The sequence below is a fragment of the Microbulbifer sp. CnH-101-G genome (assembly GCF_052466775.1).
This window is the reverse complement of record NZ_CP174292.1, coordinates 3,985,857-4,000,049: the sequence shown is the minus strand read 5'-3', so window position 1 is coordinate 4,000,049 and position 14,193 is coordinate 3,985,857. Positions and strand designations below refer to the sequence as shown.

13 protein-coding genes are annotated in these 14,193 nt (G+C 42.4%); 2 read left to right on the top strand and 11 right to left on the bottom strand.

Translation table 11 applies throughout. From position 1 onward, the window contains the following. The first annotated feature begins 13 nt into the window (after positions 1-13). On the top strand, positions 14-2,647 hold the full coding sequence (locus tag ACJJID_RS17750; protein ID WP_444920610.1) for a TonB-dependent receptor: 2,634 nt from the start codon (positions 14-16) through the stop codon (positions 2,645-2,647). A gap of 658 nt (positions 2,648-3,305) precedes the next feature. Here the strand turns inward: ACJJID_RS17750 and ACJJID_RS17745 are convergent. The 7 genes from ACJJID_RS17745 to ACJJID_RS17715 form a co-directional block, all read right to left on the bottom strand. Next, on the bottom strand, positions 3,306-4,502 hold the full coding sequence (locus ACJJID_RS17745; RefSeq protein ID WP_444920609.1) for a dipeptidase: 1,197 nt from the start codon (positions 4,500-4,502) through the stop codon (positions 3,306-3,308). Between the two features lie 147 nt (positions 4,503-4,649). Continuing rightward, a complete protein-coding gene (locus ACJJID_RS17740) occupies positions 4,650-5,429 on the bottom strand; it encodes a lysostaphin resistance A-like protein (protein WP_444920608.1) in 780 nt (259 codons plus the stop codon). Between the two features lie 63 nt (positions 5,430-5,492). Beyond that, positions 5,493-6,179 (bottom strand): SCO family protein, encoded by a 687-nt coding sequence (locus tag ACJJID_RS17735; RefSeq protein ID WP_444920607.1) that lies wholly within the window; start codon positions 6,177-6,179, stop codon positions 5,493-5,495. A gap of 4 nt (positions 6,180-6,183) precedes the next feature. Next, positions 6,184-7,077: a heme o synthase gene (cyoE, locus tag ACJJID_RS17730; RefSeq protein WP_444920606.1), complete on the bottom strand. Its 894-nt coding sequence runs from the start codon at positions 7,075-7,077 to the stop codon at positions 6,184-6,186. A gap of 44 nt (positions 7,078-7,121) precedes the next feature. Beyond that, on the bottom strand, positions 7,122-8,228 hold the full coding sequence (locus tag ACJJID_RS17725) for a COX15/CtaA family protein (protein ID WP_444920605.1): 1,107 nt from the start codon (positions 8,226-8,228) through the stop codon (positions 7,122-7,124). An 11-nt stretch (positions 8,229-8,239) separates the two neighbouring features. Beyond that, positions 8,240-8,881 (bottom strand): hypothetical protein, encoded by a 642-nt coding sequence (locus ACJJID_RS17720; protein ID WP_444920604.1) that lies wholly within the window; start codon positions 8,879-8,881, stop codon positions 8,240-8,242. Positions 8,882-8,891: 10 nt separating this feature from the next. Beyond that, on the bottom strand, positions 8,892-9,638 hold the full coding sequence (locus ACJJID_RS17715; RefSeq protein ID WP_444920603.1) for an SURF1 family protein: 747 nt from the start codon (positions 9,636-9,638) through the stop codon (positions 8,892-8,894). Between the two features lie 18 nt (positions 9,639-9,656). Here ACJJID_RS17715 and ACJJID_RS17710 point away from each other — a divergent pair, with 18 nt between their 5' ends. After that, a complete protein-coding gene (locus ACJJID_RS17710) occupies positions 9,657-9,896 on the top strand; it encodes a DUF2909 domain-containing protein (RefSeq protein WP_444920602.1) in 240 nt (79 codons plus the stop codon). A 54-nt stretch (positions 9,897-9,950) separates the two neighbouring features. On the opposite strand, the gene ACJJID_RS17705 is transcribed toward ACJJID_RS17710, so the two are convergent. From ACJJID_RS17705 to coxB, 4 genes are read right to left on the bottom strand one after another with little or no spacing between them, the layout of a single operon-like run. Further along, entirely contained in the window at positions 9,951-10,841 is an 891-nt protein-coding gene (locus ACJJID_RS17705; RefSeq protein WP_444920601.1) for a cytochrome c oxidase subunit 3, read from the bottom strand. Positions 10,842-10,847: 6 nt separating this feature from the next. Continuing rightward, positions 10,848-11,420: a cytochrome c oxidase assembly protein gene (locus ACJJID_RS17700; RefSeq protein ID WP_444920600.1), complete on the bottom strand. Its 573-nt coding sequence runs from the start codon at positions 11,418-11,420 to the stop codon at positions 10,848-10,850. Positions 11,421-11,438: 18 nt separating this feature from the next. Then, positions 11,439-12,989 (bottom strand): cytochrome c oxidase subunit I, encoded by a 1,551-nt coding sequence (ctaD, locus tag ACJJID_RS17695; RefSeq protein ID WP_444920599.1) that lies wholly within the window; start codon positions 12,987-12,989, stop codon positions 11,439-11,441. An 18-nt stretch (positions 12,990-13,007) separates the two neighbouring features. Further along, positions 13,008-14,153: a cytochrome c oxidase subunit II gene (coxB, locus tag ACJJID_RS17690; RefSeq protein WP_152450356.1), complete on the bottom strand. Its 1,146-nt coding sequence runs from the start codon at positions 14,151-14,153 to the stop codon at positions 13,008-13,010. Between the last annotated feature and the right edge of the window lie 40 nt (positions 14,154-14,193).

Below are 14,193 nucleotides of genomic sequence, written 5' to 3'. Positions count from 1 at the left end.
TTGAGCAAGAAACATGGAAAAATTCACTCTCCGTCGCAATGTGTTGGCCTCTGCCATTTTGGCTGCGGCCGCAGCAACAACCCCACAAGCCCTCTTCGCCGCCGAGGAAGGTGCTATTGAAGAGGTCACCGTTGTGGGCTCCCGAATCAGCCGCAACTCTGAATTTGAAAACGCTACCCCGATACAGGTAATGGACCGCGAAAGCATCGAGAAATCCGGTTATACCAATCTACAGCAGCTGTTTGAGAAAAATCCCGCCGCCGGTAACGGCACCTTCTCCACCCGCGGCAACAACCAGGATTCCACCGCCAACGGTGCTGCTGCGGTGAGTTTGCGAGGTATGGGGGCTGATGCCACGCTAGTACTGGTTAATGGTAAGCGTGTCGCTATCAGCGCCTTTGCTGAGGGAATTACCACTAACTTCGTCGATATCAATAGCATTCCATTGGCTGCAGTTGAGCGTGTAGAAGTTCTAAAAGATGGTGCCTCCGCCATTTACGGCTCTGATGCGGTAGCCGGTGTGGTTAATCTGGTGCTACGCAAGGATTTCGAAGGCACTGAAGTATCGATGGACTACGGCAGTGCAGATGGCTATGACGAGCAATCATTCTCGGCTGTTTGGGGCATAAATGGGGAAAACTCCAATTTCACCGTTATTTTTGACCACCATAAAAACAGTCGCCTTTCCAGTACAGAGCGCAGCGGTCTGGATACCGCCAACCAAACCAGCCGAGGTGGTGAAAACTTCCGCTCAGCTCGCGGCTTCCCTGGAACTTTCATCTTACCAATGGCAACCAAAACGACGCCAGATTCCAGTTGCCCTGAAGACCGTATAGCAGTCCTCAGTGTTGGTCCTGTGTGTAGCTATGATTATGGCCCCTGGACCCTGATCACACCCGAAGCGGAACGCACTGGATTATTAATGCTGGGTCATAAACAATTAACTGAAAACGTTGAATTCTTTAGTGAAGTTGCCATTCAACACAACACCTCTGTAGCTCAAGGTGCGCCTACGCCTCTAGATACAGAAGCGGGCCTCTATGTGCCAGCAGACCACCCAAATAACCCTTATGGCGAAGAGGTTAATATCGCCTTTTACCGCACAGTAGATGCAGGAGCGCGTCAATGGAGCATAGAAACCGATAACCTGCGTGGTGTTTTCGGCTTGCGAGGTTCTATCGCCAATTGGGGCTGGGAAGCATCTGTACAGCGCTCACGCAGCGAGTCTAAACAGACAGGAAGTAAGTCCCAAGGTTGGGTACGCACCGACCTGCTCCAAGAGCAGATTAATGCCGGTAATTACAATCCCTTTGGCGGCGTACAAAATCCGGACTCAGTGATTGATGCCATCACCACCAATCTAGTCCGCCAGGGCAAGTCTGAACTGACTAGCTACGATTTCTCAGTCAATGGAGATTTGATCGATACTCCTTATGGCACCATTGCTATGGCTACTGGTTTGGAGTATCGCGAGGAAAAAGCTTCCGATTCTCCAGATGACCAATTCCAGCGCGGGCTAATATTTGGCACTGAGTCTGTGTCCGCCAGCGCCAGCCGTGATATCTCCTCGGCTTATGTCGAAGTAGCCATCCCCCTTCCCGCTAGGTTCGACCTCACATTGGCCGCTCGCTACGACGATTACAGTGACTTTGGCAGTACCACTAATCCCATGGCCAAACTGCTGTGGAGCGCCACTGATCAATTATCTCTGCGTGCATCCTGGGGCACCGGCTTCCGTGCACCTTCTCTTGCACAGATAGGTCTAGGTGACTCACAAGAATCCGTATTCTTTGCAGATACTTATGGCTGTGAAGCTAATGGCATTGAAGATTGTGGCAAGCTTGATTACACAATTATCTACTCAGAAAACCCAAACCTCGATGCAGAAGAGTCCGAGTCCTACAATATAGGTGCCATTTACGAACCTATTGAGGGCCTACAACTGTCTTTGGACTATTGGAATATCACTCAGGAAGGCAAAATTGATGACGTTCCATATGGCTATGTCTACAACCTTCATTGTAACGATCAGAACAGCAGTATCTGCCTTCGTGATACACCACTTCAAGGTCAATCTTTAGGATCACTACAGTCTATACGGAACGGTTTTACCAATATAGGCGAACAAGAAGTATCCGGAGTAGATCTAACTATTCTTTACGATGGCTTAGAGCTGGCCAGTGGTGAGATTGGCTTACGTCTGGATTATTCTTACCTGGCAGAATTTGAGCGTGTTGAACTGGATTCCACTGGTGAAAAATTTATTACCCGTGACCAAGCTGGAGAATACGAGTATCCACAACACCGCTGGAACGCTACTGCAGATTGGACCTTTGACACCTTCAGCTTTAGTGCAGGACTCAGCTATATCGGAGAATTCGAAGATACACCGGATATAGACTTCGATGGTAATCTCGACTATGAAAGCCACAGCACTCGCACTGTTGACTCTTTCTTGACCATGAATATGCAAGCACGCTATACCGGTTTCGAAAATATGGTTTTAAGTCTCGGCGCGGATAATGTCTTCGATGAAGAACCACCCTTTGCAATTGGTGATGGCGATACGGATCTTTATGGCTATGTAGAATCACAGCACGACCCACGCGGTCGTTTTATCTACGGAAAAATGACCTATAACTTCTAGGCAAGCAGCCTTCAACCAAAAAGGGAAGCCACTGGCTTCCCTTTTTCATTTAGAGATCTAAAAATTACCTTACCGATTTATTTCTTTTGGACCGATTTCTAACTGGTTCATAGCCCGCTTTATGGAACTCATAAACCGTCAATACTACCCCCACAACCAGACAGATAAACACACCAATCCCTATCATCAAAATCAAAGAATCAGACATAATAATTATCTTCTTGCTAGCAAGGCAGAAACTTTAAAATAGATACCAATTGATAGAATACTGGGAACCCACAGAGCTGTAAAAACACCTTGCTCCTTGTATCCGTTAAACCACAAGTATCCAGATAAGCAAAAAGAGATCAAAGCGGCCAATAAAATAAAGAAGTCGGAAGCCTTTAACATTGAATTAACCATCAATTTTAGTCGAAATTAAAAATTCAACTCATCTATCACTAAGCTTATTTATGCAATTAAAGAAATAAATAACACCAACATTCAACAATATTGAATATTAGAGGTGTCGTTGTTCAGAAACCCTGTCAATGGAATATCATCCACTCTTGGGTTAAAAACTCAAAAACCCTATCTAGGGTGCCAATCTAAAGTTTCATTACGACTAGATAAAGGACTGCTGACAGCATAGCTTAGGAGAATAAAATACAAGTGGGAATTAGCGCCCATGAAAAGCCGCATAAGTTTCATTCTCGTGCCATACCCTAAGTAAGTTTCCGCCAAGGATCTTTTTAATGTCTTCTTCACTATAACCTCGTTCCAGAAGACCGAAAACTAGATTTGGATATTCTGAAACATCTTTCAGACCAATAGGAAGGCTATCACCTACACCATCAAAATCTGAGCCTATTCCTATATGGTCAACACCGACCAGGTTGCGAATATGATCAAAGTGATCAAGAACGTCGTCTAAGTCAGCATAGACAAACTTATCTTTATATAAAGACCTAGTGTATTCTTCGATTATTGGGCTTTCTTTGCTCAGATTACTTTCCCTCATGTAGCTTTCAACCAAAGCAGCTATTGAGGCCTGGGAAGAGCGCGATTTAGCACTGATAAAGGTAGATCCAAAATTCACCATAATCAGTCCACCTTGCTCTGCAAGAGCAATAATCATTGCATCGCTCATATTACGCTCAAAACCCGGGGTGAAATGCCTGGCCGAAGAATGCGAGGCTATTACTGGGGCTGAAGAAATTTCCATAACCTGCCAAAAAGCCTCATCGGAAACATGAGAGACATCAATCATAATACCCAGAGCATTCATTTCACCGACCAATTTCTTGCCAAATTCACTCAGTCCTTTCCAGGGACGGGAACCATCATAAGAGGAGTCAGAAATATGATTGCTCTTTGAATGGGTCAGGGTTATATAGCGAACTCCCCGGTTATAGAAATACTCCAAATTTTCTAAGCTCCCTTCAATAGCGGCGCCATTTTCCATCCCTAGAGGAAGAGAGATTTTACCTTGCTCAACCTGATTTCTTAATTCATCTAAGGATTTAGGGATAGCAAACTTATTGGGATAAGTAGTAACCAAGTCCTCGACGCTACTTATCAACTGGTCGGCATAATCCTTTGCGGTGCCATTAGTCTCTTTCTCAGCGGGAATATATATCGACATGAAAGGCGCATTTAAGCCTCCGCTCTTAGCTCTGGGAAAATCAAAATCTCCACCTTCGGTACTTATTCCAACATCTGAGTTTTCTTGCGAAATTCTATAGGGTACATCGATATGACCATCAACTAAAATGTTCTCCTGAGTCAGCTTCTTCGCAAGAGCGCGGCGGTCATCGTGAATTGATTTATCACAAGCCACTAAAAGTAAAATTATTATAAATATATTCTTTCTCATTGAGTATCTCCTAACGGTTAACCCTTTATCCCAGGATACCTTGTGGAAGGTTATCGTAATAATCTATAAAAGTATGATAATTTTATTAAATATAAAAAGTATATTTCTTATACTAACTTGCTTTCGGATAAAAAGTTTTTCTCAGAATTAACCAGGAAGAGGGTAAGGTAGAATCATCATATGAAGAACATTTACTCCCCAATGAGCCAACACACAAAGCCAAAAATTTCTGCGTAAATACCAGAGAATCGAGTAACAAAATGAAGCTAAGCTAAGCAATATAATCGATGCCGGTTCTGCCAACCAACCAATATGGAGTGAAACAAATATCGCAGTAACAATTGGCACAGAAACCCATCGCCAGCTGGCAAGGGTCTCCTCTAAACCCCTTTGTAATATCCAACGAAAAAAGCCTTCTTCACTGATGCTTACTATTAAGAGATTTATAAGAGCAGCAATTACTATCGTCAATGATAATTTTATAGATGGTCCATATAATGCTAAACCAACAGTAACCGGTATAATGATAGCTAAACATAGATAAGCTAAATCTATACGCCTTAAGGTTTGTTTTTGACCCAACATGAAAGCAAGTAAAGCAATAGCAATTACTGCTTTACCGGTACTAAAACTTGCGTATACCAGATTTCCTGAACTATCGGAATATGGGTCTAGAATTTGAATCCGCTCACTACCAGGAATAATATTAAATCCCGATACCAGCATCAGAATTATGCAAGTAATAAATAAAACGGCGCGCTTCCAGCCATAGCTCATTTCAAGTGCGGTTAAAGAAACCCAGATAATAGGAGCTAGTAATCCGGCCCAGCCAAAAGGAATAATGCATAAAGATAAAAGAAGAGGTGCGCCCCAAAGTATTCTAGAACTATTTGGAAAATTTACCCTATTAACTATTTTTGGCAGCACTTTACTTCCTTACTTCAGGATAAATATCTGTTTTTTTGATTGAAAAGTAAAACAACCAAATAATTAACCTTCAAAAGTAGCTCGAATAGAGCGATAAGTCAGCTTCATCTTTGCAGGGTCAAGTGGAGCTCTGAAGAAAGCATGGTAATGTCCAAGTGGATTTATCAATACCACTTGAGATCCATGGTCAACAGTATATTCACCATTATCTAAATTCACCTTATTAAAAGGAACATTTAATTGACTTGCAAAGCGTTTTATTTCTATAAAATCTCCCGTAATTCCGCGAAAATCTTTATTAAAATAGCGAACATAATCATGCAGTATCTTTGGTTTATCTCTAGCTGGATCAACTGTTACTAGAATAATATTCGTATCTGTGCGAATATCTTCATCCAGCATTTGATAAAAACTATTTAGACTAGAAAGTGTTGTAGGACAAACATCAGGACAATGACTAAAGCCAAAGAATACTAATGTCCACTGACCTTTCAAGCTGCTTGTTTCGAATCGGTCACCACTATCTTTTATCAGCTTAAAATTATCTAAAATTCTAGCCCTCTGTAATTTTACAGCGCCGTTCAATCTTAGTTCTGAATCACTGATTATTCTTGGCTGACTTAGCTTATGAACAAAACCGACCAATATTGCCACAATAAACATCAATAAAACGGCAATCGTTATACGAACACCGCGTTTTTGTTGTTGATCCAATACTGGCTCCACTTCTTTATAATTTTTATTTCTCATTGTCTTACACCGCTACAAAGTAGTGATCTAGCAACATAATACAAAAAAGAGCCATCAAATAAATAATGGAATACTTAAATGTTTCCATTCCCGCCTTTGGGTCTCGGCCACGAAGCATTACCAAGCTCCAATATATAAAACCTAAACCAAGGACAACAGCTCCAAGAAGATATAGCCAACCTAGCATAGCTGTGGCAAAAGGGAGCAAACTTACCGCAAATAAAATAAATGTATAAAGTAAGATGTGTAGGTTTGTGTATGCTACGCCATGAGTAACTGGGAGCATGGGCACTTTTGCCCTGGCATAGTCTTCCTTTCTATGCACAGCTAATGCCCAGAAATGTGGGGGCGTCCAGGCAAATATGATCAATACCAACAACAAAGCATGTGGGTGAATTTCATTGGTAACCGCTGTCCACCCCAGCAGAGGTGGTGCAGCACCTGCAAGACCGCCGATTACAATATTCTGAGGTGTAGCATGTTTTAAGAACATGGTATAAATAACAGCATAACCAATCAACGATATTAGTGTTAACCAAGCAGTTAATATATTCACAAATATCATTAATACTGCCATGCCAAGAATGCCTAATGATAAAGAAAATATAATTGCTTTACGGGGTTCAACTCTTCCTTTTGCAACTGGGCGATTACTCGTACGCGACATTTTTGTGTCTATGTAACGATCCACCAAGTGATTAACCGCTGCCGCACTACCGGCACAAAGGGCGATACCTAAGTTTCCCCAAATTAAAATATTAAAAGGCACCATTCCTGGGACAGCTAACAACATACCAATCAGTGAGGTAAGAATCATTAGCATCACAACTCTTGGCTTTGTGAGCTCATAATAGTCACGCCAGCTATTTGAATTTAATTCGGCAGTTTGTATGGCCATAATATTATTATTTCCTAATTCTTCCACAATAAGAAGTTTGACTATTACATATTGCCAGTCAGCTTCGGTTTGTTTAGTTCATAATTTGCTTTATATAAATTCTCACTGATCTCTGAGGGTTTTGAAGAGTAAATACGATAACAGAAAGTTAAAATTCCTAATAAAAGAAGTGCAGCACCAGCATTGTGAGCAACCGCAATTGGTAGTGGAAGAAACATTACAACGTTTGCAATACCCAAGCTTACCTGTAACGCTATTAAAGCAATCAATACTATCGCCCAAGAGCGTGAGCCCGCTCTCCAGGTAAGATATGCCAGAGTAAGAACCATTAAAGTTACCAGCAGTGCACCAATACGATGGCTTAAGTGAATAGCGGTACGTGCATCACTCTCCAAAGCTCCACCCAAATAATTAGGGCCAATTTGCTGAAAGATATTAAATCCTGCTCGAAAATCAGCTTGAGGTAACCATTGCCCATGACAGGTAGGGAAATCAGGACAAGCAAGCGCAGCATAGTTAGAACTCGTCCAGCCACCCAGAGCAATCTGTACTGTTATTACTAGTGTAGTCAATATTGCAAGAGGCAATAATTTATGAAGAGTATGATATTTCTTATTTAGAGAAGAATTCTCTCCATGTCTCATTCTCTCAACAAGTAGCCACAGCATGGAAAGAGTTGCCATCCCCCCCAAAAGATGGGCTGTAACTACCTGGGGCCATAACTTCAAGGTTACAGTCCACATACCAAAAGCCGCCTGTAAAATAATTAGGCCCATCAGGTAATGTGTATGTTTAAAGGTTCGCTGTTTTGGTCTGCGCCATGATAAATAAAGAAGTGATGCTACTAATAGCAATAATGTACCAGCAAAATATCTATGTACCATTTCTGGCCAAGTTTTACTGTTATCTACTGGTGTATTAGGAAAGGCAGCGTTAGCCGCCTGGATCTCATGGGTTTCATCTGGCCAAGTAAGGTGGCCATAACAACCAGGCCAGTCAGGACACCCCAATCCTGCATCAGCTAATCTAGTAAACGCACCCAAAATGACCACAACTAGGGCAAGCGCACAACCTCCCAAGGCTAACTTATAACGCCAGCTATAGTATGAATCCATTACTTGATTACTATCTCGATACATTGATGACTCCATGTCACTCTCCATTATTTCTCATAGGAGTACTTCAATAAGCGTTTGATATCTTTCAGTAGCTGATTTCCGCTATGTTGATTGTCATAAACCATCATGGCAAAGCCATCCTGATCTATAAGTATTGCTCTGGTTTCATCGATATTTTGATGGGCCGTTAACGCTTGTAGAGTATTCATGCTACTTTCATTCAAGCGCAAAACTTTAAGTCTAGGATGATCTATTTGTAGTTTTTTTTGTTTCTCATGGGTCATAGACTCATCAGTGATCAAAAATCTCTCTACCCTATTCGCTTTTTCACCTAAACGGATATGTACTTGCCGACTGGTATATAAGAGTTTTTCACACGCTTCGTTACAATCTGAACCATCTAGAATCAGATATCGCCATTTTTGAGAATCATTCCCGAGCAAAGGAACCTGACTACCAAACGAAGATACTTTTAATTCTTTAATGTTAATCGGCGGTTGTAGTAATTCACCTTGATTAACTGTTCCTGATGGCACTCCCAATCCTGTATAAAAAACTATATAGGCTGCAACCATTGGCAGCAATACAGAGGCAATAATGGATATTCCCTGTATCTTTTTTGAGGAAAAAAAACTTTTTTTCTCCCTAGAATCCCCTAGGCCTGATGAAATTTCTCTATTTTCCATTACCAATCCCCTAAGTATTATTATTTTTTCTATTTCTACATAATCTTGTAAAATTGGTTGCAGTAAGTAACCAAAGAATAAATAACGCTACTGCCATAGCAAACCATTGCACTGCATAGGCTATGTGTCGATCGGAATTACTATTAATTAATTTCCAATCAGTTACTAAAGATGATTCTGAATCTGCGCTGAGCCGTATAGTCCAGGCTTTGTAACTTAAATCCAAACTATCCGTAAATTTCCTATTTACAGCCTGTATTCTTTGATGAAATCGTTTTTCATTTGAAGACAGATTTTCTGAATATTCAACTGGATATATAAATCCTAGAATTGTTGTTACACCATCGGGATAGCTAACTTCTGGAGTGATAGCCCTACTCTCTGGGAGAGGTATCCAACCTCGATTTACCAACCAGCGTTGATTATCAGAGATAAATATTTGCAAAACTTCGTAGCCTGCCTGCCCTTGGCGGGTGCGATTATCCAATAAGAAATAATTGCTGGAATATTTTCCAGTTAATTTAACGGGCAGGAAACGCTTTAATTCAATTCCGTTTTTTGGATTTACTGGCTGAGCTGACATTCTCGCATCTATTTCTAAGCTTATTATTTGCTTAGTTTCAGCACGATTAAGCTGCCAAACACCCAGTAACACAAAAACTGGCATTAGCCCTATTGAAAACAAGGTTATAGGCCAGTTACGAATCAGTGATACACTGGTATTTTCTGCAGAAACTGATGGTATCTCTACTGTCATGCGCTACTACGTAAAATAATGGAAAATAATTATATGTGGCTCAAAATTGTTATAGTGATCCTATTTCTCGCGGTACTGGTAAGTCTTTCCAGTGCTTTATTTTTTCTATTGCGAGATATGGGCGCTCCTCAGTCAAAACGTACCCTCTATGCTCTAGGTATTAGGATTTCACTTGCAGCACTTCTTTTACTAGCAATTTGGTACGGATTTGAAAGTGGTATTTTGGTCAACAGCGCTCCGTGGACGGATAAATATTAATTACACACGCCCCAAAGTGACTGCATCTTGGGGCGTTTTTGATCTGGTTACAGATTAGGCGCCTAGGACATATACAAAAATAAATAACCCAACCCAGACAACATCTACGAAGTGCCAGTACCAACTTGCAGCCTCGAAACCAAAATGATCGTTTGGCTTAAAATGATGTGCGATTACAGAACGTAACAACATAATGAGTAGCATTATCGTTCCAAGGGTTACATGCGCCCCATGAAAACCAGTCAACATAAAAAATGTTGTACCATAAATACCTGACTCTAAGGTGAGACCAAGGTGTTGGTAGGCTTCGTAGTATTCTTGCGCCTGGAGATATAGGAATATGAAACCTAGAAGAACGGTTCCTCCCAGCCACAGATTGAACTTCCCACGTTCACCTTTTTTCAGGAAAACATGGGCAAAATGCACGGTTACGCTGGAAGATAATAGAATAATCGTATTCCACAGGGGCAAGTGCCATGGATCAATAACATCTTTTGGACCAATAAATTTGGCCGTATCCCCATGTGCTGCCGCATCTGGTGTTACATAGAGAGGCCAAGTATTCTCGAATCCCTCCCATAGCATATTGGATATTCCCCTTTCACCTTCGCCTGCCAACCAAGGTACGGAGAAATTCCTTATGTAATAGAGGGCTCCAAAAAATGCGGCAAAAAACATAACTTCTGAGAAAATAAACCACCCCATTCCCCAGACATATGAACGCTTCAACTGTTCACTATTTAGTCCTGCCATATTTTCCCTAATCACCGCAGCAAACCAAAACCATAAAACGGCTGCCAAGGCCAGAGCCCCGGTAAAGAAAATATAGGAACTTCCGCCATTAATCCAATTTGCCGCCCCAAAGGCAATTAAAAACAAACCGATGGTGGCAAATATCGGCAGCTTAGATTGCTCTGGAACATAATAACTGCTTTCACTAGCCATAATTTTTTATCCCTCTCGCGCAGATACGGCTTTATTCTTATCGGTATTTTTAGAAATTCTTTCCGTAACATCGAACAGCGTGTAGGAAAGGGTTATGGTATTTACATTGCTTGGTATCTCTGGATCAACAATAAATCGCAATGGCAACTCTGCCTTTTCTCCCGCTTTTAAGATTTGTTGATTGAAGCAAAAACACTCTGTTTTATGAAAATATTCAGCAGCCTTGAAGGGAACCAAACTTGGAATCGCCTGGCCAACCATATCTCTTGCTGTAGGATTAAATGCAAGAAATACGGTATCCATGACCTCACCAGGATGGACTTCAACTGACATTACACTGGGAGAAAACCTCCAGGGCATATTGTCATTATTACTCGCAACAAACTGAACGGTTATCGATCTGCTGGTATCAATAGCAGCAGGGACAGCTTCATAACGTCCACCAGTTTTACCGTTGAGACCGGTAATTTCACAAAAAGCATCGTAGAGTGGTGGCATTACAAATATAGCGAATACCAACATGCTGGCGGCGAGCGCCAGCAATTTTGCAGAAACTTTTGTGTTTTCGCTTAATTTCATCAGTATTTCAACCAGAAATTAACGAACAACCGGAGGCGTACTAAAGGTGTGGTATGGAGCCGGTGATGGGACTGTCCACTCCAATCCCTGTGGATTATCCCATACCTGCTCAGTTGCCTTCCTGCCCCCCATCACCGTACGCACCACATTGAAGAGGAATACTACTTGGGCGGCGCCGAACAAAAACGCCCCCATACTTGCCATCTGATTGAAGTCGGCAAACTGTAAAGCGTAATCAGGAATTCTTCTCGGCATGCCAGCCAGTCCAACAAAATGCATGGGGAAGAAAGTTAAATTCAGACCGATAAAAGCCAGCCAAAAGTGCACTTTCCCCATGGTTTCGTTGTACATATTCCCTGTCCATTTGGGTAACCAGTAATAAACCGCCGCAGTAATGGAGAAAATTGCCCCAGGAACCAACACATAATGGAAATGCGCAACCACAAAGTAAGTATCATGATATTGGAAATCCGCCGGAGCAATGGCCAACATCAATCCTGAAAAGCCGCCAATAGCGAAGAGAATGATAAAAGCTATTGCGAACAGCATGGGAGTTTCAAATGTCATTGAGCCACGAAACATTGTGGAAACCCAATTGAAAATTTTTACTCCGGTAGGTACAGAAATCAGCATGGTGGCATACATAAAGAACAGCTCACCGGCAATCGGCATTCCCACGGTAAACATATGGTGGGCCCACACGATCAAGCTTAGGAACGCAATAGCGGCCGTTGCATAGACCATAGAGCTATAACCAAATAATGGCTTACGTGCAAAGGTGGGAATAATTGCCGAAATAATACCGAATGCCGGCAAAATCATGATGTAAACCTCAGGATGCCCAAAGAACCAGAAAACATGCTGGAACAGTACTGGATCACCCCCGCCCGCAGCACTAAAAAAGCTGGTACCAAAATGAATATCCATCAACATCATGGTTACCACGCCGGCTAGTACTGGCATCACCGCAATCAGAAGGTAGGCTGTTATCAACCAGGTCCACACAAAAAGTGGCATCTTCATTAATGTCATGCCTGGAACGCGCATGTTCAGAATGGTGGCGATGATATTAATCGCTCCCATAATTGAAGATGCTCCCAAGATGTGAATGGAAAATATAAAAAAAGTAACACTCGGAGGGGCATATTCAGTCGACAATGGGGCGTAAAATGTCCAGCCAAAGTTTGGAGCTCCACCTTCCATAAAGAGGGTCGATGCCAACATCGCAAAGCCAAAAGGTAATATCCAAAAACTCCAGTTATTCATTCTTGGTAGTGCCATATCTGGTGCACCGATCATCATCGGTATCATCCAGTTGGCCAGCCCCACGAATGCTGGCATTACTGCGCCAAAGACCATGATTAACCCATGCATGGTCGTCATTTGATTAAAGAATTCTGGCTGTACTATCTGTAATCCTGGTTCAAAGAGTTCGGCACGAATAATGAGTGCCATGCATCCGCCCAGGAAGAACATTGCAAAACTAAACCACAGGTATAGGGTACCGATGTCCTTGTGATTTGTTGTATACAGCCAGCGTTTTAGGCCAGATTGAGGTCCGTGTGCCATGTTAAAATCCCCTAGCAGTTACTGCTTATTCTTGAAGTTAAGGATATCAACGGGCTGAACCGTATCGCCCATTTCATTACCGAAGGCATTGCGTTGATAGGTGATCACCGCGGCAATATCCACCTCAGATAACTGTTCACCGAATGCCTGCATGGCGGGATTTACCTGAGATCCATCAATGACTATGTCGAGATGGCTATTCAGTGGACCTGTCGCAATTTTTGAGCCAGCAATTGCCGGAAACACACCAGGGACACCCTTCCCATTTGGTTGATGGCAAGCCGCACACATGCTGTTATAAACTTTTTCGCCCTGTGCAAAAAGTTCATCGAAAGTAAAAGTCTTTCCTGTGAGCTCACGCATTTTTATAGCTGTGGCCACACGTCCATCGAGCCATGCGTTGTATTCCTCTTGAGGAACTGCCTTTACCACAATCGGCATAAAACCGTGATCCTTACCACAGAGTTCAGCACACTGCCCCCGATAGATTCCCGGCTCCTCAATGCGAGTCCAGGATTCATTAATAAAACCTGGGATGGCATCTTTTTTTACTGCGAGATCAGGCACCCACCATGCATGAATAACATCATTTGCGGTAATTAAGAAACGGATTTTTTTCTTGATAGGAACAACCAAGGGCTCATCCACTTCCAATAGGTAGTTAGGATTTTTGGGTTGTTCGTTATTTATTTGTGAACGCGGGGTGGAGAGGTTTGAAAAAAAAGTAACATCAGATCCGATATAGTCATATTTCCACTTCCACTGATACCCAGTAATCATGATATCCAGATCTGCTTTATCAGTATCATAAATATCATAAAGGGTTTTACTTGCAGGAATAGCCATGAGGATCAAGATAACGGTGGGAATTATTGTCCACACTAATTCCACAGCTGTGCTTTCATGAAACTGGGCAGCTTTGTAGCCCTTGCTTTTACGATGGCGCCACATACTGTAAAACATGACACCAAATACAAGGACACCAATGGCTACACAGATCCAAAAAATCAGCATGTGCAATTCATAGGTGGTTTGGGCAACTTCCGTCACCCCTTTGGGCATATTGACCCCCCAGCGCTCAACAGCCTGCTCTTCCGCCAGTACGGACTGGACGGATAGCGAAGCGGCTAGCAAGGCGAACAGCCGATCAAAGCCTCTCAACATCGCCTACAGATCTCCGTGGTTGCGGGTTTCCATGGGAATC